The following is a 20,038-nucleotide window of genomic DNA, read 5'->3' as shown; positions in this document are numbered from 1 at the left end:
GGATTCGAACCTACGACCAATTGGTTAAAAGCCAACTGCTCTACCAACTGAGCTAACGACCCGATTGATGGCGCGTATAATACTGATTTCTAACGAGAAATCAACACTCCATCAAAGAATTTTCAAAAATACCGCGTCGGGTCTGCTACACCGGCCGCCTTGAAGCCGTCGGCGCGCAGGCGGCAGCTGTCGCATTTGCCACAGGCGCGGCCGTCATCGTCGGCCTGATAGCAGGAAACGGTCAGGCTGTAATCCACGCCACGGGCCATGCCGGCCTGCACGATCTGAGCCTTGCTCAGGTTCTGCAGCGGCGCCTGAATACGGAATCCCTGCCCTTCTACACCGGCCTTGGTTGCCAGGTTGGCCATGCGCTCGAAGGCTTCGACGAACTCGGGGCGGCAATCGGGGTAACCGGAGTAATCCACGGCATTGACGCCGATGAAGATGTCACGCGCCTCCAGCACTTCTGCCCAGCCCAGGGCCAGCGACAGGAACACGGTATTACGCGCCGGCACGTAGGTGACCGGGATGCCTTCGCTCGGGGCTTCCGGCACGTCGATGCTGCTGTCGGTCAACGCCGAACCACCGATACCGTCCAGGTTCAGGCCGATGACCTTGTGCTCGACCACGCCCAGGTCCTGGGCGACACGGGCAGCCGCATTCAGCTCGGCCCGGTGGCGCTGGCCATAGTCGAAGCTCATGGTGTAGCAGCTGTAGCCTTCGGCCTTGGCCATGGCTACGACGGTGGCCGAGTCGAGGCCGCCAGACAACAGGATTACCGCGCGTTTCTCAGTCATGTGCTTTTTACTCTCAATCAACGTCCGGGTTCGTCGTTCCACAGCAGCTTGTGCAACTGCAGCTGGAAACGTACAGGCAGGTTGTCGGCAACGATCCAGTCGGCCAGGTCGCTGGCACTCACCTGGTGGTGGCTCGGCGAGAACAACACCTCACCGGCACGCTCAGCCAGGTTGTACTGGATCAGCTTGGAAACCGCCCAGTCATAGTCCTCACGGGAACAGATGACAAACTTGACCTGGTCGTTGCGGGTCAGCTGCTCGATGTTCTCGTAGCGGTTACGGTGCGATTCTTCGGAACCCGGGGTCTTCAGGTCGACAACGCGGCTGACGCGGGTGTCGGTGCCCGCGATATCCAGCGCACCACTGGTTTCCAGCGACACCTCGTAACCGGCATCACACAGGCGCTGCAGCAACGGCAAGGCGTTGGGCTGAGCCAGTGGCTCGCCACCGGTGACACAGACGTAGCGGGGCTTGAAGCCGGCAACCTGCTCAAGGATCGAATCCAGGGTACGAATAGTGCCGCCAGTGAAGGCATAGGCACTGTCGCAGTACTGGCAGCGCAGGGGGCAGCCGGTGAGGCGCACGAATACGGTGGGCAAGCCAGCCGTTCGCGTTTCACCCTGCAAAGAGTAAAAGACTTCTGTGATGCGTAATGTGTCTTGCATGCTCGCCACGGGCGTGACAGCTAAACAGGCTGTCCGCCTCCGTCAGGCACTGTCGCGGACTCGACATGGCGTTATCCGCAGCAGCGTGTTTACGAAAAAAGGGCAGTGATTCTAACGAAAAAACCCGCGACTGGCGCGGGTTTCTTTCGAGCGGTACAGCTACAGGGCTCAGAGCTTCTGCAAGTCACGCTGGGCCAGCTGCGCGGCGGAGGTGCCGGGGTACTGGGTGATGACCTGCTGCAGGATGCCCTTGACCTTGTCGGTATGGCCCATGCGGCGCTCGACGTCGGCCAGTTTGTAGAGCGAATCCGGCACTTTGCTGTGCTTGGGATACTTCTGGCTGACCTGGGCGAAGGCCTGACTGGCACCTGGCAGATCGCCTTTGGCCAGGTTCACTTCACCCAGCCAGTACTGCGCGTTGCCGGCGTACTGGCTGTTGGGGTACTTGCGCAGGAAGGCATTGAACGCCTGGCTGGCCTTGTCAAAGTCTTTCTGTTTGATCAGGTCGAAAGCAGCATCGTAGTAGAGCTTCTCTTTCGCTGGATCGCCGGGCTCGCTACTGGCGGCCGGTTGTTGCGCAGCAGCACCAGCTGCTGCATCGGGGGCGGCATTTGAAGCACCACCACCGGAGGAATTGTCAGGGGTCGCGGCAGGTGCAGCGCCACTGTTGATGCGACGGTCCAGGTCCTGGTATCGCTCCAGGTTTTCCTGCTTCATGCGCGACACATCGTTCTGCAGCTCTTCGATGATGCCTTGCTGGCGGGAAAGCTGGTCCTGCATCTGTTGCAGCTGCATGAACAGCTGGCCTTGTGCAGAGGCAGGGGCCGAAGCCCCTGACCCGGCATAGGCGCCGCTCGTGCCATAACCCACAGGCGGATAGCTGCCTGCGTTGTCATCTACTACAGGGACCTCAGCCCAGGCCGCGAGCGGCAGGCTGAGTGCGAGGACGGTTACTACACGGCGGCACATACGCATAAGAACTTACTTACGCAGTTCTACGCGACGGTTCTGAGCCCAGGATTGCTCGTCGTTGCCAGTGGCAACAGGACGCTCTTCACCGTAGGAGACCAGTTCCAGCTGAGCAGGGGAAACGCCCTGCAGAACCAGGTAACGCTGAACGGCCTTGGCACGACGCTCACCCAGAGCCATGTTGTACTCGCGGGTGCCGCGCTCGTCGGTGTTGCCTTCCAGGACAACGCGGTTGCCGTTGGACTTCAGGTCCTTGGCGTGAACGTCCAGAGCGCGCATGGCTTCTGGCTTCAGGTCCGAGCTGTCGTATTCGAAGTAGAAGGTGGTGATTGCGCGCAGGGCGGCTTCTTCGCTCAGGGAACCGTCAACAGCGCCAGTGTTGGCACCGTAGCCAGCGTTCGGATCTACAGCAGCGCCTTCGCCTGCGTTGTCACCGCCCTTCGAGGAGCAACCTACAGCTACGGCCATGGCCAGAGCCAGCGCAGCGAATTTACCAAACTTCAGCATTTCCATCGTGAAACTCCTAATGAAACCCCAGTGTGTTAAGCAAAACGTATTACGCCGCAATCAGTTCAGGTAAGGGGACCAGGACGGTTCTCTGACTTCGCCTTGAGCGGTAGGAAGTGGGAGCCTCACGCGGCCATTAAGCGACACGAGCATCAAGACTCCCCGGCCCTGCTGGCGGGTGGCGTAGATTAGCATGGTGCCGTTTGGCGCAACAGTGGGAGACTCATCAAGACTTGTTTCCGAGAGAATCTTTACACTTCCGCGCTGCAAGTCCTGTGCCGCCACTTTGAAGTTGGTAAAGCCCTGTTGGCGATGGATCATCACCAGGGTCTTTTCGTCAGCGGACAGTTTCGGGTTGGCGTTGTAGTTGCCCACGAAGGTTACGCGCTCGGCACCACCACCGCTGACCGACTGTTTGTAGATCTGCGGTTTGCCGCCACGGTCGGAGGTGAAGTAAAGGGTATTGCCATCTTTACCCCAGAACGGCTCGGTGTTGATACCTGGGCCTGCGGTAACCCGGTTGATCTGACGCGATGCCACGTTCATCACATAAATGTCCGGGTTGCCGTCTTTCGACAGCACGAACGCCAGGCGCGAACCGTCCGGCGACCAGGCTGGCGCGCCGTTCAGGCCTTCGAAGTTGGTCACCTGCTCGCGGCGGCCGGTATCGATGTTCTGAATGAAGATGCGCGGGCGTCTCTGTTCGAACGACACATAGGCGATACGCTTGCCATCTGGCGCAAAGCGTGGCGACAGGATCGGCTCACGCGATTGCAGCAGGGTGACCGCACGCGCACCGTCGTAGTCCGAACGCTGCAGGGTGTAGCGGGTATTGTTGGTGGAGAAACGCTCGGCCGTCACGTACAGCATGCGGGTAGAGAACGCACCCTTGATGCCGGTGAGCTTCTCGAACGACTGGTCGGCAATGTAGTGCGCCATGTCACGCAGCTGGTCGGTGCTGCCCGCGACGCTGCCGGTCAGCACTTGCTGCTCGGTGGCGACGTTGAACAGGGCGTACTGCACCTGCAGGCGACCGCCCGATGGCACGATGCTGCCGACCATCACGTACTGGGCACCCAGCGCTTTCCAGTCACGGAAGATGACTTCGCTGGCCTGCGATGGCTGGCTGATCATGTTCTGCCGTGGAATCGGCGAGTAGTAGCCGGAGTTGCGCAGGTCGTTGCCGATGATGTCGGCAATGTCCTCGGGCAGCACGCTACCACCTTGCAGACCGAACGGCACTACCGCGATGGGCGTTGCCCGGTCGCTGCCGCTGGTGACCAGGATGTTCTTTTCCTCTGCCACGGCCATGCCTGCCACGCAGCACAGCATGACCAGCAGTCCTCTCAGACGTTTAATCACAACGCTAGATCCTCAGGTGTAAATGTCATCTTGAACGAACGATATTGGTTGAAATCGCTCGGCTTCATACCCTGCATCTCGGTCAAACGACCAATGTTCTTCACCGCAGCCACCGCCGAACTGTCATACGGGCCGTCACCACTGGAACGGGCCACGCTGACACTGGTGATGGTACCGTCCGGCAACATGTTGATCTGCAGGACCACCGTCATGCCCTTGCGCGCGGAAGGCGGACGCGCCCAGCCCTCGGCCGCGCGCATACGGATCAGGTCGTCGAAGTCGCCGGCCACCTGGTCACCCTGCTCGTCGGCCAGCGCCTGCTGCCGCTCGGTGGTGTCGGACAACAGCTCGGCCAGGGCCTGGGCTTTCTTGTCTTCTGCCGCCTTGCGGGCCGCTTCCTGTGCCTTTTTCTTCTGGGCGTCTGCAGCGGCCTTTTTCTTGGCCTCTTCAGCTGCCTTCTTCTTCGCGTCCTCGGCCGCCGCTTTCTTCTTGGCGTCCTCGGCTGCTTTCTTCTTGGCCTCTTCGGCTGCCTTCTTCTTGGCGTCCTCGGCGGCTTGTTTCTTCGCCTCTTCAGCGGCCTCTTTCTTGGCCTCTTCTTCGGCTTTTTTCTTGGCTTCTTCCTCGGCCTTCTTCTTGGCGATGTCGGCCTGCTGCTTCTCGGCGGCCTTCTTCGCCTCATCGGCCTTCTTGGCTTCTGCGGCTTTCTTGGCCTCGCTAGCCTTGGCGGCTTCGGCAGCCTTGGCAGCGTCCTCGGCTTTTTTCGCCTCGGCGGCTTCGCGAGCCTCCTCGGCCTTTTGAGCGGCGTCGGCCTTCTTTTGTTCCGCGGCCTTCACGGCCTCCTGCTCGACCTTCTTCTGCTCCAGCTGCTCGACTTCGGTCTGGCGCGAAGCGGTTTTCTTCGCTTCCCCGGCAATCTTCTGATTGGTCTGGGTGGTCGCCTGGCTCTTGGACTTGAGCTGGTACAGGGTAGCCTGAACGATCGGCTTGGAAGGCGGCAGCTCAGGCGTCATGGCGAAACTGACGAACAGCATGGCAAATACCAGCACATGCAGGCCAATGGCCCAGACACTGGGCCAGAAGTAGCTTTCCGAGGCGGATGGCTCTCGCTGTTGCATCAGGGCGCCTCGGTAATCAGGCCAACGTTACCGACACCGGCCTTCTGCAACCCGCCCATGGCACCCATGACCGCGCCATAGTCGACAGCCTTGTCGCCACGAATGAACACCTGGGTCTGCTTGCCCTGGTCACGGCCGGCAGCAATGATCTTGGTCACTGCATTGGTCATGTCGGGCAAGGTCATGGCCTTGTCCATCTGCTTGTCGGTATCGACTTCGCTGCCAAGGTTCCAGTAGTAGGTCTTGTCGGCCTTGATGGAGATGGTGAGGATCTGGACGTTGTTGTCCTGCGGCAAGGCTTCACTGGAAACCTTGGGCAGGTCGACTTTCACGCCCTGGTTGAGCATGGGCGCCGTCACCATGAAGATGACCAGCAGCACCAGCATCACGTCGATGTAGGGCACCACGTTCATCTCGGCGACGGGCTTGCGTTTGTGGCGAACTCGGGCCATGGGCTTCTACCTGATTACTCTTCGCTGGTGTGCACTTTGCGGTGCAGGATCGCCTGGAACTCGTCGGCGAAGGTGTAGTAACGACCGATCAGCACTTCGCTGCGCGCGGCAAAACGGTTGTAGGCGATTACCGCCGGGATTGCTGCGAACAGGCCGATGGCGGTGGCGATCAGCGCTTCGGCGATACCCGGGGCAACGGTTGCCAGGGTGGCCTGCTGGGCGCTGGCCAGGCCGCGGAAGGAGTTCATGATCCCCCATACGGTACCGAACAGGCCGATGTACGGGCTGGTGGAACCGACGGTGGCCAGGAACGGCAGGCTCTGCTCGAGTTTTTCTTCCTCGCGCGAAATGGCTACGCGCATGGCACGGCCAACGCCTTCCATGACGGCGTCCGGGTCAACGCCCGGCTGCTGACGCAGGCGCGAGAACTCTTTGAAGCCGGCACGGAACACCTGCTCGACGCCGGAATCCGGGTCTGGGTTGCTGCCTGCCTGACGGTACAGCTTGGACAGGTCAATGCCCGACCAGAAGCGTTCCTCGAAGGCATCCAGCGCACGACGACCGGCGCGCAGCATGGTGCTGCGCTGGAAAATCATGATCCATGAGGTGACCGAGGCGGCCACCAGGATCAGCATTACCAGCTGTACCACTACGCTGGCATTGCTGACCAGACTCCACATGGAGGTATGGTCGACGACGTTAGCTTCCACGCTTATTCTCCTGCATTCGATTGGTTACCCGAGCCGTCCGCCGCCAAGGCGTCGCGCAGCTGGGGGGGTATGGCTCGGGGTTTGAAAGTGTCGGCGCGCACGGCGGCCACCAGGAACTGCCCTTCGCAGAGCAGCGTTTCATCCTTTTCCCGCCAGACCTGCTGTACAAAGCGCAGGCTGGCGCGATTGAGTTCAAGTACTTGCGCGGTCACCCGCAACGCGTCGTCCAGCCGCGCCGGCGCGTGGTAGCGCGCTTCGCTGGAATGGACCACGAACAGCAGGTTGTCTTCGGCCAGCTGCGACTGGGAAAAACCCAGATGCCGCAGGCGTTCGGTGCGCGCGCGCTCCATGAATTTCAGGTAGTTGACGTAGTACACCACGCCGCCCGCATCGGTATCTTCGTAATAGACGCGACAACGGTGTGCGAACGATTCGAGCTGATTTTGCGCGCGCATACTCTAGTGCTTACTCCTCAGCTTGCCAATCCGCTGTGGCAACTGTTTTTTCTTCATTAATGTCTTATTGCCAGCGCACCCTTGGCATGCCAGCGGTAGGACCACGAAAAGTCGCTTTTGATCTGTCATTCATCGCCTGGCTCGGAAAAATCACCGCCCTCCCCCAAACGCCCGGGAATATTCAGGCCAAAGTGCAGGTAGGCATGCCGGGTGACCACGCGACCGCGCGGCGTGCGCATGATGTAGCCCTGCTGGATCAGGTACGGCTCCAGCACATCTTCGATGGTATGACGCTCTTCGCTGATGGCCGCAGCCAGGTTGTCCACCCCTACCGGGCCGCCATCGAACTTCTCGATCATGGTCAACAGCAGGCGGCGGTCGGAATGGTCGAAGCCACGTTCGTCGACATCCAGCAGGTTCAGCGCCATGTCGGCCACGGCTTTGGTGATCTGGCCCTTGCCGCGCACCTCGGCGTAGTCGCGCACGCGGCGCAGCAGGCGGTTGGCGATACGTGGCGTGCCACGGGCACGCCGGGCAATCTCGTAGGCGCCCTGGTCTTCGATGACCAGGCCAAGGATGTTGGCCGAACGGCTGACGATGGTGGCCAGGTCCTTGTCGCTGTAGAACTCCAGGCGCTGGACAATACCGAAGCGGTCACGCAACGGGTTGGTGAGCATGCCTGCACGGGTGGTAGCCCCCACCAGGGTAAACGGTGGCAGGTCGAGCTTGATCGAACGGGCCGCCGGCCCTTCGCCGATCATGATGTCGAGCTGGAAGTCCTCCATGGCCGGGTACAGCACCTCTTCGACGACCGGCGACAGCCGGTGGATCTCGTCGATGAACAGCACGTCGTGCGGTTCGAGGTTGGTCAGCATGGCCGCCAGGTCGCCCGGGCGCTCCAGGATCGGCCCCGAGGTGCTCTTCACCGACACACCCATTTCATGGGCAATGATGTTGGCCAGGGTAGTCTTGCCCAGCCCCGGCGGGCCGAAGATCAGCGTGTGGTCGAGCGACTCGCTGCGGCCACGGGCGGCCTGGATGAACAGCGCCATCTGCTCGCGCACCACCGGCTGGCCGATGTAGTCGTCCAGGCTCAGCGGGCGAATCGCACGGTCCTGGACCTCTTCGCGGTCGCGGCCACTGGCGGCAATCAGGCGGTCGGCTTCGATCACTTGGTAATCATCCCTTTAAGGCTGCGGCGGATCAGCTCTTCACTGCTCAGGCCGGCCTTGTCTTTGATCGCGGCGATCGCCTTGCTGGCTTCCTGCGGCTTGTAGCCCAGCGAGACCAGGGCGCTGACGGCATCAGCCTCGGCGCTCGACTCGCTGGCGGCCGGCAGCGGGCCATCGGACACCAGGGTGAACATGGCCGGGGAGGTTTCCCAGGCCTTGAAGCGGTCCTTGAGCTCGACCAGCAGGCGTTCGGCGGTTTTCTTGCCGACACCGGGCACGCGTACCAGGGCCGAGGTGTCCTGGGCTTGCACGCAGCGCACCAGCTCGTCGACTTCCAGGCCGGACATGAGCGCCAGTGCCAGCTTCGGGCCCACGCCGTTAAGCCGGATGAGCTCGCGGAACAGCTCGCGCTCGCGCTTTTCGGCAAAACCATAGAGCAAGTGGGCGTCTTCGCGCACGACCAGATGGGTGTGCACGGTGACGGGTTCGCCCACCTTGGGCAGACGGTACAGCGTGGTCATGGGAACTTCCAGTTCGTAACCCACGCCGTTGACGTCGATAATCAGGTGCGGCGGCTGTTTCTCCGCCAGGGTGCCGCGCAAACGTCCAATCACGTTCCGATCCTTCCTCTCGGGGAGCCGGTCAAAGACCGCTCAACCCTATCAGCAAATGCAACGGGTGAACGCATCACCCGAACAAAATGTGTATCAGCGCATGAAGCGCCTACAGACGCAAGCGCCCGCCGCGCCGCCGCGCCGTGGCCAGGCCATGGGGCACCAGGCTGGAACGGGTGTGAGCGTGGCACAACGCGATGGCCAAAGCATCGGAGGCGTCGATCTGCGGCTTTTGCGTCAGTTTCAGCAGGTGCATGACCATCATCATCACCTGCTCCTTGTTGGCCCCACCGGTGCCGGCCACCGCTTGCTTGACCTGTGTGGCGCTGTATTCAGCGATTTCCAGGCCGGCTTCGGCGGCAGCGACGATAGCCGCGCCGCGGGCCTGGCCGAGCTTCAACGCCGAGTCGGCATTGCGCGCCATGAACACCCGCTCGATGCCCATGGTCACCGGTTCGTGCTGGGCGATGATTTCACTGACACCACGAAAAACGATCTGCAGCCGCTCGTGCAGCTCGCCGCTGCCGGTGCGGATGCAGCCCGACGCCACGTACTCGCAACCACGGGCGGTCTGGCGTACTACGCCGTAGCCGGTGATGCGCGAACCGGGGTCGATACCAAGAATCAGAGTCATAGTGCCTGTCGTTCAAAGCTCACGGTTCAAGACCATTAGGGCCGCTGCGCGACCGATCGCCGGCAAGCCAGCTCCCACGAGTACAGTGCAGGCCTGAAGAGATGCACTGTACCTGTGGGAGCTGGCTTGCCGGCGATGGGCTGCGCAGCGGCCCCAATAGCAGCCTTGACGCGAAGGGTCAGGAGACCTTAGCCGATATTTTCCATGATCTCGTCGGAAATCTGGGCATTGGAGTAGACGTTCTGCACGTCATCCAGATCTTCGAGCATGTCGATCAGCTTGAGCACCTTTTCAGCACCGTCCTGGTCGAGCTCGGCACTGGTGGTCGGCTGCATGACGATTTCTGCGTCATCGGCCTTGAAACCAGCCTCTTCCAGGGCGTTACGCACGGCATAGAAGCTGTTGAACGAGGTAAACACGTCGAACGAGCCGTCATCGTTGGCCACCACGTCGTCAGCATCGGCTTCCATCGCCGCTTCCATCAGCGCGTCTTCATCCACGCCCGGGGCAAAACTGATCTGCCCCTTGCGCTCGAACAGGTAGGCCACCGAGCCGTCGGTACCCAGGTTGCCGCCACACTTGGTGAAGGCATGCCGCACGGCGGCGGCGGTGCGGTTGCGGTTGTCGGTCATGGTCTCGACCATGATCGCCACGCCACCCGGACCGTAACCTTCGTAGCTGAGCTCTTCGACGTTGTCGCTTTCGTTGGTGCCGGCACCACGGGCCACGGCGCGATCGATGATGTCGCGGCTCATGTTGGCGCCCAAGGCCTTGTCCAGCGCCAGACGCAGGCGCGGGTTGGATGCCGGGTCAGGGCCGCCCTGCTTGGCAGCGACCGTCAGCTCGCGGATCCACTTGGTGAAGACCTTGCCTCTCTTGGCATCCTGGCGCTCTTTGCGGTGCTTGATGTTCGCCCACTTGGAATGACCAGCCATAACGACTCCGAATACTTTGAATCACAAACAGCCCCGCCCCTGTACGGGGCGGGACGGGAAAATACCTGCGCCGAAACGCAAAGGCGCATCCATGTGGATGCGCCCGGGGACCGCTTACTCGACCTTGGTCTGTTCGCGCAGTCGGATGTGCAGCTCGCGCAGGGCCTTGGCGTCGACCAGGCCAGGGGCCTGAGTCATGACGCACGCGGCGCTCTGGGTTTTCGGGAAGGCGATCACTTCACGGATCGACTGGGCGCCGGTCATCAGCATGACCAAGCGGTCCAGACCAAAGGCCAGTCCACCGTGCGGCGGCGCACCGAACTTCAGGGCGTCGAGCAGGAAGCCGAACTTCTCTTCCTGTTCCGCCGCTTCGATGCCCAGCAGGCGGAACACAGCCTGTTGCATCTCTTTGCGGTGGATACGAATCGAACCGCCACCCAGTTCAGTACCGTTCAGGACCATGTCGTAGGCACGGGACAGGGCTGTGGCCGGGTTGGCCTCAAGCTCTTCCGGCGAGCACTTCGGCGCGGTGAACGGGTGGTGCAGCGCGGTGAAGCTGCCGTCTTCGTTCTCTTCGAACATCGGGAAGTCGACGACCCACATCGGTGCCCACTCGCAGGTGTGCAGGTTGAAGTCGTTGCCGACCTTGATGCGCAGTGCGCCCAGGGCCTCGCTGACGATCTTGAACTTGTCGGCACCGAAGAAAACGATGTCGCCATCGACCGCGCCAACGCGATCGAGGATCACGTTGAGGTTGGCTTCAGGGATGTTCTTGACGATCGGCGACTGCAGGCCTTCGACGCCCTTGGCGCGCTCGTTGACTTTGATGTACGCCAGGCCCTTGGCACCGTAGATGCCAACGAACTTGGTGTACTCGTCGATCTTGCTGCGCGGCATGCTGGCGGCGCCAGGCACGCGCAGGGCGGTAACGCGGCACTTCGGATCGTTGGCCGGGCCTGCGAATACCTTGAAGTCGACATCCTTCAGCTGGTCGGCAACGTCGACCAGTTCCAGCGGGTTACGCAGGTCTGGCTTGTCGGAGCCGTAACGGCGCATGGCTTCTTCGAAGGTCATGTGCGGGAATTCGCCGAATTCCAGGTCCAGCACTTCCTTGAACAGCTTGCGGATCATGCTCTCGGTCAGGCCCATGATCTCGCTTTCATCGAGGAAGCTGGTCTCGATGTCGATCTGGGTGAATTCCGGTTGGCGGTCAGCACGCAGGTCTTCGTCACGGAAGCACTTGGCGATCTGGTAGTAGCGGTCGAAGCCGGCGACCATCAGCAGCTGCTTGAACAGCTGGGGCGACTGCGGCAGGGCGAAGAAGCTACCGGCGTGGGTACGGCTTGGCACCAGGTAGTCACGCGCGCCTTCCGGGGTGGCACGGGTCAGGATCGGCGTTTCGACGTCGAGGAAGCCGTTTTCATCGAGGAAGCGACGGATGCTGGTGGTGATGCGCGAACGCAGACGCAGCTTCTCGGCCATTTCCGGGCGACGCAGGTCGATGAAGCGGTAACGCAGGCGGGTTTCCTCGCCGACGTCGGAGTATTCGTTCAGCGGGAACGGCGGGGTTTCTGCTTCGTTGAGCACGGTCAGCTGGTAGCCAAGGATCTCGATGGCACCGGAGGCCATGTTGGCATTCACCGCGCCGTCAGGGCGCTTGCGCACCTTGCCGGTGACTTGCACGACGTATTCGCTGCGCACGCGGTCGGCGGCGGCGAAGGTTTCGGCGCGATCCGGGTCGAACACGACCTGGGCCATGCCTTCGCGGTCACGGATGTCGAGGAAGATCACCCCGCCGTGGTCGCGGCGACGATGGACCCAGCCGCAAAGGGTGACTTCCTGGCCGTCCAGGCTCTCGTTCAGTTGGCCGCAATAATGGCTGCGCATCATGATGGTGGTTTCGCTTCTCGTGATTCGTGTATTCGGTGGAGGCCTTGGCCGCCCGGAGGGCTAATACTGCAAGACCCGGTCACAGCATTCAACTCAGTCGGCCTTGTCGCCGCCTGCAAGATTCTTTTTCGCCCCGGTCTTGAAGTCGGTTTCGTACCAACCATTACCGCTCAGGCGGAAGCCTGGCACCGACAGCAGCTTCTTCAGCGCCGGCGCCTGGCAGGCCGGGCAATCGGTCAGCGGCGCGGCGCTGATCTTCTGCAGTGCTTCCATGCGGTGCTCGCAGGATGCACATTGATAGTCATAAAGGGGCATGGGTGTCTCTCGTCAACCACAACGCTCGCTGCCAGGGCAGCAAAAAGCGGGATTATATATGGTTAGCAAGCACTGCGCAGCCCGCCAGGCGATCAGCGCACACTTGGGGGGTCTTGCAGCCAGGCAACGCAGATTACCCGAATCAGCCCACTGAAGTTGCGCACTCCACCCTGGCGCAGGTGCACTTCGCGGTCCACGTAGGACAACACCGCACTGACCGAACAGCGGTTGGCGGCGGCGATGCGTTCCAGGATGCCCCAGTAGACGGCCTCCAGACGCAGGCAGGTGGAAAAACCGTTGAGCCGCACCGAACGTGACACCGGCTGCGTCTGCAACATATCGAAATCTGCCTTGAACGGATCAATGCACTGTTTTCCTGGCCAGCTCCCCTGACCAGCCACACGCTTGCTCGCTTGCATCATGCGCCCTTCTTCCTCGTCACCGGTAACAGGTGACCAATGAAGCGCTGGGCAGCAGGTTTAGAGCAGCGGCAAAGTCTTCCCGCACAGTTACCGACAGGCGCAGCCTTGTGCTGCACCTGCCGGGGACGCACCGCTTGTTGATTACTTGCCGTCGAGCAAGACCCTCAGCATCCACGCGGTTTTCTCGTGCACCTGCATGCGCTGGGTCAGCAAGTCGGCAGTCGGCTCGTCACTGACCTTGTCCACTACCGGGAAAATACTGCGCGCAGTACGCACCACGGCCTCCTGGCCCTGGACCAGCTGGCGGATCATCTCGTCCGCCGGGGGTACGCCTTCCTCCTCCTTGATAGAGGAATGCCGTGCATAGAATGCATAAGACCCCGGCGCAGGGAAGCCCAGGGCACGGATGCGCTCGGCAATCGAATCGACTGCCAGTGCCAGTTCGTTGTACTGCTCTTCGAACATCAAGTGCAGGGTGCGGAACGACGGACCGGTGACGTTCCAGTGGAAATTATGGGTTTTCAGATACAGCACGTAGGTATCCGACAACAGGCGGGACAGCCCATCGACGATGGACTTGCGATCTTCTTCACTGATACCGATATCGATTGCCATTGAAGTTCCCCTTTCCATAAGGCTTGAGACTCAAGCGGACGCCGACCACTGTAGCAACACTTGACCCACACTGCCTGTGACATGGCGCAACACATCGCCCACTGAGGCCTGCGGTTTGAGTAGCCTTCGCCTTTGCTGTTAAATAGGCACCGTGCCACCCGTGCGGACTGTCATTGCCGGGTGCATAGGCTGGCTTGTCACGTGTTCGCGCCCAACACCTCATGCGCACCGTGCTGCCAGCTCTTCCTGTGATCGGCCTTATCAACTGTGAGCCAACCCCATGTTCAAGATCGTCCATCTGGTGACGGGCGTGGCAGCCTTGCTGCTATCGCTCATACCCAGCCTGAAAACCGATGCAACACCCTTCCTGCAACAACCCGACGCGGTTTACCTTGCCCTGCTCGGCCTGCTCAACCTGGTCCTGGCCCCGGTCGTGCCGCTGTACTACCGCGGCGCCCGTCAGCAGTTGCAGCACCTTGCCTGCGCCCTACTGGTGGTGGCGGTGGTGCTGCAGACCCTGACGCTGCTGGCTCGCCCGGAAATGGGCAACCTCGCGGCGCTGGTCTGTGTGGCACTGGCCGTGGCCCTGCACCTGGCGGTGGGCTTTGCCCGCAGCCCGCGCAAGGCACGCAGCAGCCAGCATGCCGCCCAGGATGCTGGCAACCGTGATACCGGTACGGTGAAGTGGTTCAACACCTCGAAAGGCTTTGGTTTCATCTCCCGCGATTCGGGTGATGACATCTTCGTGCACTTTCGTGCCATACGCGGCGAAGGCCACCGCATCCTGGTCGAAGGCCAGCGCGTGGAGTTTTCGGTGATGCACCGCGACAAGGGTCTGCAGGCCGAAGATGTGGTGGCAGTTACCCGCCGCTGATTGTCTTGCGATAGCGCTCCTGGTGGGCGCGGCCATGCCCGCGCCCACCAGGATTCGTGTGATCAGTAATGAGGCGGCGGTGCCTCTTCACCTTCGGTGCCGTACTGGCCGACCATCTCTTCATGACGCTTGATCAGTTCGGCCACCTGTAATTTCAGCCGCTCGATCACCTGCGCCTGCTCGACCACCACATCATTCAACGCCTGCAGGGTGTCATCCTGGAACGCCTGGCGGGTTTCCAGTTCGACGATTCGCAATTCCAGCGACATGTCAGGCCTCCTGATAGCCAGCAAGCTGCAGCCCACGCACGCGCTGGCGAACGGCTTGCAACTGGTCGTCGCGGTAGGCCACGGCCGGGCACTTGCCCCACACCGGTGCTGGCCAGGCGGCATCGTCACGCTGGCGCACGATCACGTGCATGTGCAACTGACTGACCACATTGCCCAGGGTGGCCACGTTCATCTTGTCGGCGCCGTAGCTGGCCTTCAGTGCTTCAGCCAGCAGGGTGGTTTCCTGCCACAACTGCTGCTGCTCTGCCGCTTCCAGCTCGAACAGCTCGCTGATGCCGGCGCGCTTGGGCACCAGGATGAACCATGGGTAGTTGGCATCCTTGCTCAGCAACAGCTGGCACAACGCAAACTCCCCCAGCACCAGGGAATCCTGCTGCAAACGCGAATCCAGGACGAACACGGCATATCTCCTTCAGGCAAAAACAACCCGCTTTCAAGCGGAAAACAGGCCTGCAAGGATACCTTGCACATTCCCGGTAACACAGCGCTACTTTTCGCACCAAAATGAGGCCGCCTGCGCGCCGCCACCACACTTGTCACCCCACAAACGACTCTGGATGAACAAGTTGCGGTAACACATTGACTTTCATGGCAGCTTTTTAAATTTTAATGATTCTCGACTCCATCATGCCCTGAGGCAGCCTTCGCCCCGTGTTTACGGCACTTTCCGACCCTCGGTAGCAGATTTTGTGAAAATTTCATGAAGTGTTGCGAATTTTGAGCACGCTTGTTGCATTCACTTCACGCCAAGTCGGCACGACATCTGCAGTGGCAGGTGTACGCGACAAATAACAACAGCGGCATTGGTTACCAGGGAGTTTCCTCAACCAGAATCAGTAATTACAGATTCGTTACGGTGACAGGAACAGCGCTGGCGTTATACGGCCCATAAACCGGGGCGTGATTTGCGACATGGAAATACCTAAAAGCGACATGGCAAAAAAGTTCCGCAAAGAGTCTATATAGCCATATCGCCAACAACAGTCAGCGTGCTATACATTTTCGCCGACATAACAAGAAAGAGCTGCACCCTATAACTAAAACACTTGGGCGCGGCGGTACTCTTCCTAAAAACCAAAGGAGCAAATCACGATGCGCGTGATGAAGTGGAGCATGATCGCCCTGGCCGTTGCGGCAGGGACCTCGCAGTTGGCAATGGCCTCGGCACAAGACGAGTCCAAAGGTTTCCTCGAAGACAGCAAGCTGAACGTAAAAACCCGCATGCTGTACTTCAGCCGTGACTTCCGTAACAACGACAGCGGCAAGAGCCGCGTCGAAGAAACCGGCCTGGGCTTCCTGGGCACCTTCGAATCGGGCTTCACCCAGGGCACCGTAGGCTTCGGCGTTGACGCCATCGGCATGCTGGGCCTGAAACTGGACAGCGGCAAAGGCCGCGCCGGCACCGGCCTGTTCCCGACTGCCTCCGATGGCCGTTCGCAAGATGACTACTCCGAAGGCGGCGGTGCAGTAAAACTGCGCGTGTCCAATACCGTGCTGAAGTTTGGCGACCAGTTCACCGCCCTGCCGGTACTGGCCACCGACGATAGCCGACTGCTGCCAGAGGTCGCTGAAGGTGGCCTGATCACCAGCAACGAAATCGATGGCCTCACCCTGCACGCCGGTCACTTCACCGCGCTGAACGCCCAGGCTCAGACTTACCACGACAGCCTGCGCCTGACCGAGGCCAACGTCTTCGGTGGCACCTATGCCATCAACGACAACCTCAGCACCAGCGTCTACTACTCGCGCATTGAAGACCACTTCCGCAAGTGGTACGGCAACATCAACTGGGCGCTGCCGATCAGCGACAAGCAAGGCCTGGTGTTCGACTTCAACATCTATGACACCAAGTCCATCGGCGACAACCTGACCGGCGCATTCGTCAGCAAGGCTGACGGCAGCAACGAACTGGACAACATTGCAGCCAGCCTCTCGGCAGCCTACAACATTGGCGCCCACACCTTCACCCTGGCTTACCAGAAGGTCAGCGGCGACGGCGACTACGCTTACGGCGTCGACGGTGGCGGCACCATCTTCCTGGCCAACTCCGTTGCCCGTTCCGACTTCAACGCCGAAGACGAGAAGTCCTGGCAGGCGCGCTACGACCTGAACTTCGCCGAATACGGCGTACCTGGCCTGACCTTCATGACCCGTTATGTTCGCGGCTCGGGTGCCACTACCGAAAGCACCAACAACGGCAAGGAATGGGAACGCGACGTAGACGTCAAGTACGTACTGCAGAGCGGCCCGGCCAAAGACCTGAGCTTGCGCGTGCGTCAAGCCACCTACCGCTCCAGCGACGGCGTTTACTACGGTTCGAGCTCGATCGACGAACTGCGTCTGATCGTGGAGTACCCGCTGAGCATCCTGTAAGCCTGGCTTGCAGTGCCCCGCACCTGAAAAAGCCCGGCGATCTCGCCGGGCTTTTTCTTGGCTGACAAGCGGCCCGCCCTGGGGCATCCTGTACGCCTTCGTTTCGCCCCCGTACAATGCGGGGCTATTTCAACGTCTTAGGCAATCGACACGGCTAACCATGCGCACCAGTCAATATTTGCTCGCCACCCAGAAAGAAACCCCTGCCGACGCAGTGGTCATCAGCCATCAGCTCATGCTGCGTGCCGGCATGATCCGCAAACTGGCCTCCGGCCTGTACACCTGGCTGCCGATGGGCCTGCGGGTAATGCGCAAGGTCGAGGCCGTGGTGCGTGAGGAAATGAACGCCGCCGGCGCCCTGGAAGTGCTGATGCCAAGCATCCAGCCTGCCGAGCTGTGGCAGGAGTCCGGTCGCTGGGAACAGTACGGCCCTGAGCTGCTGCGCCTGAAGGACCGCCACCAGCGCGACTTCTGCGTTGGCCCGACCCACGAAGAAGTCATCACCGACCTGGCCCGTAACGAGCTGTCCAGCTATAAACAGCTGCCGCTCAACATGTACCAGATCCAGACCAAGTTCCGTGACGAGATCCGCCCGCGCTTCGGCCTGATGCGCGGCCGCGAGTTCATCATGAAGGACGCCTACTCGTTCCATGCCGACCAGGCTTCCCTGCAGGAAACCTACGACCGCATGCACCAGGCGTACAGCAACGTATTCACCCGCCTGGGCCTGGACTTCCGCCCAGTGCAGGCCGACACCGGCTCGATCGGTGGCAGCTACTCGCACGAATTCCACGTGCTGGCAGAATCCGGCGAAGACGACGTGATCTTCAGCGACAGCTCCGACTACGCCGCCAACATCGAGAAGGCCGAGGCCATCCCGCGTGAAACCGTGCGCCCTGCCCCTACCGAGGAGCTGCGCCTGGTCGACACGCCAGAGGCCAAGACCATTGCACAACTGGTTGAAAACCACGGCCTGGCGATCGAGAAGACCGTCAAGACCCTGATCGTGCGCGGCGCTGAAGAAGGCAAGCTGATTGCCCTGATCGTTCGCGGCGACCACGAGCTGAACGAAATCAAGGCCACCAAGCTGGAACAGGTTGCCGACCCTCTGGTCATGGCCACCGAAGCCGAACTGCGCGACGCCATTGGCGCCGGTGCCGGCTCGCTCGGCCCGCTGAACCTGCCGCTGGAATGCATCATCGACCGTTCGGTTGCCCTGATGAGCGACTTCGGCATCGGCGCCAACATCGACGACAAACACTACTTCGGCGTGAACTGGGAGCGCGACCTGCCGGTTCCACAGGTCGCCGACCTGCGTAACGTGGTCGAAGGCGACCCAAGCCCGGACGGCCAGGGCACCCTGGTGATCAAGCGCGGCATTGAAGTGGGCCACATCTTCCAGCTGGGCACCAAGTACAGCGAAGCGCTGAAGTGCCAGGTACTGGGAGAGAACGGCAAGCCGGTGGTTCTGTCGATGGGCTGCTACGGTATCGGTGTGTCCCGCGTCGTCGCCGCTGCCATCGAGCAGAGCTATGACGACAAGGGCATCATCTGGAACGATGCCCTGGCCCCGTTCCAGATCGCTCTGGTACCGCTGCGCTACGAAACCGAGGTGGTTCGCGAGGCAACCGACAAGCTGTACGCCGAACTGACCGCCGCCGGCTTCGAAGTGCTGCTGGACGACCGCGATAAAAAGACCAGCCCAGGCATCAAGTTTGCCGACATGGAGCTGATCGGCATCCCACACCGCATCGTCGTCAGCGATCGCGGCCTGGCCGAAGGCAACCTGGAGTACAAGCACCGCACCGAGCAGGACGCCCAGGCGTTGCCGCTCAATGAAGTGCTGAGCTTCCTGCAGGCCCGCGTTCGCCGCTGATAACCAATGCACGAGTGATCATGTTCAAGCGAAGTACCTTTACCCTGGGGGGCGCCGCACTGTGCGGCGCCCTGCTCGTCAGCGGCTGCGCCAACCAGATGTCCCAGCGCAGTGACCACGAGGAGCGCGTCGAGCGCAAATTGCTCGAGCACACCCTGCAGATCGATGTCGGCGAGCCGAAGGTGATGGAGCTGCCGCAACGACGTGTGCGCGTGCATGAGCAAAAGCGCTTCGAAGTCACCGAGTTCGAAGTCACCCGTCGCTATGACCGCTACACGCCTTACCAGCCCTGGCGGGAGGTCTACGAGATCCCGCTGGGTGCAGTGGCCGTGGTAGCGGGCGTCGGCGCCAACGTGGTCAACGTCTTCGCTTTGGGCAACCTGCCGGAAAGCATCACCCATGACTGGCTGAGCTATGGCGTGGACGGACTCAACCCGTTCATGAACGTGCCGTCCAACGGGCGTGCCCAGCAGAACCTGGCCGGGATCAGCGAAGTGCAGAAAGGCAAGCGCGAGGAATCGACCAGCGTGCCCTGGAGCGAACGCCTGGTCGAGGTCAAGGCCGGCAAGATGACCCACGAGCTGACCACCGACAGGAACGGCGTGCTGCGCCTGAACCTGCTCGACAGCCCGTTCTCCGAGCAGAATCTCAACCACGTCGGCACCCTGCACCTTCAGGTACTCGACGAGGACAACGCGGTGCGGGGTGATGCCAGCCTGCTGGTCAGCGCCACCTTGCGCAACAAGCTGCTCGAAGCCCATGAGCTGATCTTCGACGACCTCGAAGATGATGATGTCGGCCAGTGGGTACATCGGGTGAAGCGTCTGTCGGAGCTGGGCCTTGAAGAAGAAGCCAGTGAAATGGAACAAAGCCTGATCGAGCTGACTCGCAACGATCCGGAGCTGCAGCAGGAATTTCTGCAATCGCTGACCAAGGCCACTGGCCGGTTGGTGGCAGATCCGGGCGTGCAGTAAAAGAAGGGGCCGCTATGCGGCC

The 20,038-nt window shown here is 61.1% G+C and carries 23 protein-coding genes; 4 read left to right on the top strand and 19 right to left on the bottom strand.

Annotated elements, in window-relative coordinates; translation table 11 throughout:
* Window positions 1-122: 122 nt before the first annotated feature.
* The 17 genes from queC to WF331_RS25325 form a co-directional block, all read right to left on the bottom strand.
* The gene (gene queC, locus WF331_RS25405) at window positions 123-797 is read right to left on the bottom strand and encodes a 7-cyano-7-deazaguanine synthase QueC (RefSeq protein ID WP_016498330.1); all 675 of its coding nucleotides are present in this window, start codon (window positions 795-797) and stop codon (window positions 123-125) included.
* A 17-nt stretch (window positions 798-814) separates the two neighbouring features.
* Entirely contained in the window at window positions 815-1,462 is a 648-nt protein-coding gene (gene queE / locus WF331_RS25400; protein ID WP_041167623.1) for a 7-carboxy-7-deazaguanine synthase QueE, read from the bottom strand.
* A 168-nt stretch (window positions 1,463-1,630) separates the two neighbouring features.
* On the bottom strand, window positions 1,631-2,437 hold the full coding sequence (ybgF, locus tag WF331_RS25395) for a tol-pal system protein YbgF (RefSeq protein WP_016498328.1): 807 nt from the start codon (window positions 2,435-2,437) through the stop codon (window positions 1,631-1,633).
* Between the two features lie 6 nt (window positions 2,438-2,443).
* Window positions 2,444-2,944 (bottom strand): peptidoglycan-associated lipoprotein Pal, encoded by a 501-nt coding sequence (gene pal / locus WF331_RS25390; protein ID WP_012273762.1) that lies wholly within the window; start codon window positions 2,942-2,944, stop codon window positions 2,444-2,446.
* Between the two features lie 54 nt (window positions 2,945-2,998).
* Window positions 2,999-4,270 carry a Tol-Pal system beta propeller repeat protein TolB gene (gene tolB / locus WF331_RS25385; protein WP_041167621.1) on the bottom strand — a complete coding sequence of 424 codons (1,272 nt, stop codon included), beginning with the start codon at window positions 4,268-4,270 and terminating at the stop codon, window positions 2,999-3,001.
* A gap of 26 nt (window positions 4,271-4,296) precedes the next feature.
* A complete protein-coding gene (gene tolA / locus WF331_RS25380; RefSeq protein ID WP_016498326.1) occupies window positions 4,297-5,415 on the bottom strand; it encodes a cell envelope integrity protein TolA in 1,119 nt (372 codons plus the stop codon).
* Window positions 5,415-5,867: a protein TolR gene (gene tolR, locus WF331_RS25375; RefSeq protein ID WP_012273765.1), complete on the bottom strand. Its 453-nt coding sequence runs from the start codon at window positions 5,865-5,867 to the stop codon at window positions 5,415-5,417. Before tolR ends, tolA begins: the two co-directional genes overlap by 1 nt.
* A 14-nt stretch (window positions 5,868-5,881) precedes the next feature.
* On the bottom strand, window positions 5,882-6,577 hold the full coding sequence (gene tolQ / locus WF331_RS25370) for a protein TolQ (RefSeq protein ID WP_008090219.1): 696 nt from the start codon (window positions 6,575-6,577) through the stop codon (window positions 5,882-5,884).
* Between the two features lie 2 nt (window positions 6,578-6,579).
* On the bottom strand, window positions 6,580-7,032 hold the full coding sequence (ybgC, locus tag WF331_RS25365) for a tol-pal system-associated acyl-CoA thioesterase (protein WP_340623386.1): 453 nt from the start codon (window positions 7,030-7,032) through the stop codon (window positions 6,580-6,582).
* Between the two features lie 125 nt (window positions 7,033-7,157).
* On the bottom strand, window positions 7,158-8,204 hold the full coding sequence (ruvB, locus tag WF331_RS25360; RefSeq protein ID WP_016488653.1) for a Holliday junction branch migration DNA helicase RuvB: 1,047 nt from the start codon (window positions 8,202-8,204) through the stop codon (window positions 7,158-7,160).
* Window positions 8,201-8,818, bottom strand: coding sequence for a Holliday junction branch migration protein RuvA (ruvA, locus tag WF331_RS25355; RefSeq protein WP_016498324.1), 618 nt, complete (start codon window positions 8,816-8,818; stop codon window positions 8,201-8,203). The genes ruvB and ruvA overlap by 4 nt, the downstream gene beginning before the upstream one ends.
* Window positions 8,819-8,927: 109 nt before the next feature.
* Window positions 8,928-9,452: a crossover junction endodeoxyribonuclease RuvC gene (ruvC, locus tag WF331_RS25350; RefSeq protein WP_016498323.1), complete on the bottom strand. Its 525-nt coding sequence runs from the start codon at window positions 9,450-9,452 to the stop codon at window positions 8,928-8,930.
* Window positions 9,453-9,640: 188 nt separating this feature from the next.
* Window positions 9,641-10,387, bottom strand: coding sequence for a YebC/PmpR family DNA-binding transcriptional regulator (locus WF331_RS25345; RefSeq protein WP_059394726.1), 747 nt, complete (start codon window positions 10,385-10,387; stop codon window positions 9,641-9,643).
* 114 nt (window positions 10,388-10,501) lie between these two features.
* A complete protein-coding gene (aspS, locus tag WF331_RS25340; protein WP_016498321.1) occupies window positions 10,502-12,277 on the bottom strand; it encodes an aspartate--tRNA ligase in 1,776 nt (591 codons plus the stop codon).
* A gap of 93 nt (window positions 12,278-12,370) precedes the next feature.
* Entirely contained in the window at window positions 12,371-12,592 is a 222-nt protein-coding gene (locus tag WF331_RS25335) for an FmdB family zinc ribbon protein (protein WP_016498320.1), read from the bottom strand.
* A gap of 92 nt (window positions 12,593-12,684) precedes the next feature.
* The gene (locus WF331_RS25330; RefSeq protein WP_016488658.1) at window positions 12,685-13,014 is read right to left on the bottom strand and encodes a ribbon-helix-helix domain-containing protein; all 330 of its coding nucleotides are present in this window, start codon (window positions 13,012-13,014) and stop codon (window positions 12,685-12,687) included.
* 141 nt (window positions 13,015-13,155) lie between these two features.
* Window positions 13,156-13,629 (bottom strand): Dps family protein, encoded by a 474-nt coding sequence (locus WF331_RS25325; RefSeq protein ID WP_003254783.1) that lies wholly within the window; start codon window positions 13,627-13,629, stop codon window positions 13,156-13,158.
* A 280-nt stretch (window positions 13,630-13,909) separates the two neighbouring features.
* Here WF331_RS25325 and WF331_RS25320 point away from each other — a divergent pair, with 280 nt between their 5' ends.
* Window positions 13,910-14,503: a cold-shock protein gene (locus WF331_RS25320; RefSeq protein WP_049276753.1), complete on the top strand. Its 594-nt coding sequence runs from the start codon at window positions 13,910-13,912 to the stop codon at window positions 14,501-14,503.
* A 62-nt stretch (window positions 14,504-14,565) separates the two neighbouring features.
* Here WF331_RS25320 and WF331_RS25315 read toward each other — a convergent pair whose 3' ends face one another.
* Window positions 14,566-14,772 (bottom strand): SlyX family protein, encoded by a 207-nt coding sequence (locus tag WF331_RS25315; protein ID WP_016498318.1) that lies wholly within the window; start codon window positions 14,770-14,772, stop codon window positions 14,566-14,568.
* 1 nt (window position 14,773) lies between these two features.
* Window positions 14,774-15,193, bottom strand: a complete 420-nt coding sequence (locus tag WF331_RS25310) for an HIT family protein (protein ID WP_151325940.1) — start codon at window positions 15,191-15,193, stop codon at window positions 14,774-14,776.
* Window positions 15,194-15,885: 692 nt separating this feature from the next.
* Here WF331_RS25310 and WF331_RS25305 point away from each other — a divergent pair.
* From WF331_RS25305 to WF331_RS25295, 3 genes are all read left to right on the top strand, one after another.
* Window positions 15,886-17,166 (top strand): OprD family porin, encoded by a 1,281-nt coding sequence (locus WF331_RS25305; RefSeq protein WP_016488662.1) that lies wholly within the window; start codon window positions 15,886-15,888, stop codon window positions 17,164-17,166.
* Window positions 17,167-17,326: 160 nt separating this feature from the next.
* Window positions 17,327-19,042, top strand: coding sequence for a proline--tRNA ligase (locus WF331_RS25300; RefSeq protein ID WP_016498316.1), 1,716 nt, complete (start codon window positions 17,327-17,329; stop codon window positions 19,040-19,042).
* A gap of 20 nt (window positions 19,043-19,062) precedes the next feature.
* Window positions 19,063-20,016 carry a hypothetical protein gene (locus tag WF331_RS25295; RefSeq protein ID WP_016498315.1) on the top strand — a complete coding sequence of 318 codons (954 nt, stop codon included), beginning with the start codon at window positions 19,063-19,065 and terminating at the stop codon, window positions 20,014-20,016.
* Window positions 20,017-20,038 lie beyond the last annotated feature (22 nt).

Origin of the sequence: Pseudomonas sp. YNh, assembly GCF_037993085.1 — a bacterium.
GTDB classification, from domain to species: Bacteria; Pseudomonadota; Gammaproteobacteria; order Pseudomonadales; family Pseudomonadaceae; genus Aquipseudomonas; species Aquipseudomonas putida.
The sequence above is the reverse complement of the archived record's forward strand: the minus strand, read 5'-3'. Positions and strand labels throughout refer to the sequence as shown.

What these genes read in the sequence shown, in the direction of transcription:
- queC (WP_016498330.1), bottom strand. Translation starts at nt 797, where the DNA reads ATGACTGAGAAACGCGCGGTAATCCTGTTGTCTGGCGGCCTCGACTCG.
- queE (WP_041167623.1), bottom strand. Translation starts at nt 1,462, where the DNA reads ATGCAAGACACATTACGCATCACAGAAGTCTTTTACTCTTTGCAGGGT.
- ybgF (WP_016498328.1), bottom strand. Translation starts at nt 2,437, where the DNA reads ATGCGTATGTGCCGCCGTGTAGTAACCGTCCTCGCACTCAGCCTGCCG.
- pal (WP_012273762.1), bottom strand. Translation starts at nt 2,944, where the DNA reads ATGGAAATGCTGAAGTTTGGTAAATTCGCTGCGCTGGCTCTGGCCATG.
- tolB (WP_041167621.1), bottom strand. Translation starts at nt 4,270, where the DNA reads ATGCTGTGCTGCGTGGCAGGCATGGCCGTGGCAGAGGAAAAGAACATC.
- tolA (WP_016498326.1), bottom strand. Translation starts at nt 5,415, where the DNA reads ATGCAACAGCGAGAGCCATCCGCCTCGGAAAGCTACTTCTGGCCCAGT.
- tolR (WP_012273765.1), bottom strand. Translation starts at nt 5,867, where the DNA reads ATGGCCCGAGTTCGCCACAAACGCAAGCCCGTCGCCGAGATGAACGTG.
- ybgC (WP_340623386.1), bottom strand. Translation starts at nt 7,032, where the DNA reads ATGCGCGCGCAAAATCAGCTCGAATCGTTCGCACACCGTTGTCGCGTC.
- ruvC (WP_016498323.1), bottom strand. Translation starts at nt 9,452, where the DNA reads ATGACTCTGATTCTTGGTATCGACCCCGGTTCGCGCATCACCGGCTAC.
- WF331_RS25345 (WP_059394726.1), bottom strand. Translation starts at nt 10,387, where the DNA reads ATGGCTGGTCATTCCAAGTGGGCGAACATCAAGCACCGCAAAGAGCGC.
- aspS (WP_016498321.1), bottom strand. Translation starts at nt 12,277, where the DNA reads ATGATGCGCAGCCATTATTGCGGCCAACTGAACGAGAGCCTGGACGGC.
- WF331_RS25335 (WP_016498320.1), bottom strand. Translation starts at nt 12,592, where the DNA reads ATGCCCCTTTATGACTATCAATGTGCATCCTGCGAGCACCGCATGGAA.
- WF331_RS25330 (WP_016488658.1), bottom strand. Translation starts at nt 13,014, where the DNA reads ATGATGCAAGCGAGCAAGCGTGTGGCTGGTCAGGGGAGCTGGCCAGGA.
- WF331_RS25325 (WP_003254783.1), bottom strand. Translation starts at nt 13,629, where the DNA reads ATGGCAATCGATATCGGTATCAGTGAAGAAGATCGCAAGTCCATCGTC.
- WF331_RS25320 (WP_049276753.1), top strand. Translation starts at nt 13,910, where the DNA reads ATGTTCAAGATCGTCCATCTGGTGACGGGCGTGGCAGCCTTGCTGCTA.
- WF331_RS25315 (WP_016498318.1), bottom strand. Translation starts at nt 14,772, where the DNA reads ATGTCGCTGGAATTGCGAATCGTCGAACTGGAAACCCGCCAGGCGTTC.
- WF331_RS25305 (WP_016488662.1), top strand. Translation starts at nt 15,886, where the DNA reads ATGCGCGTGATGAAGTGGAGCATGATCGCCCTGGCCGTTGCGGCAGGG.
- WF331_RS25300 (WP_016498316.1), top strand. Translation starts at nt 17,327, where the DNA reads ATGCGCACCAGTCAATATTTGCTCGCCACCCAGAAAGAAACCCCTGCC.
- WF331_RS25295 (WP_016498315.1), top strand. Translation starts at nt 19,063, where the DNA reads ATGTTCAAGCGAAGTACCTTTACCCTGGGGGGCGCCGCACTGTGCGGC.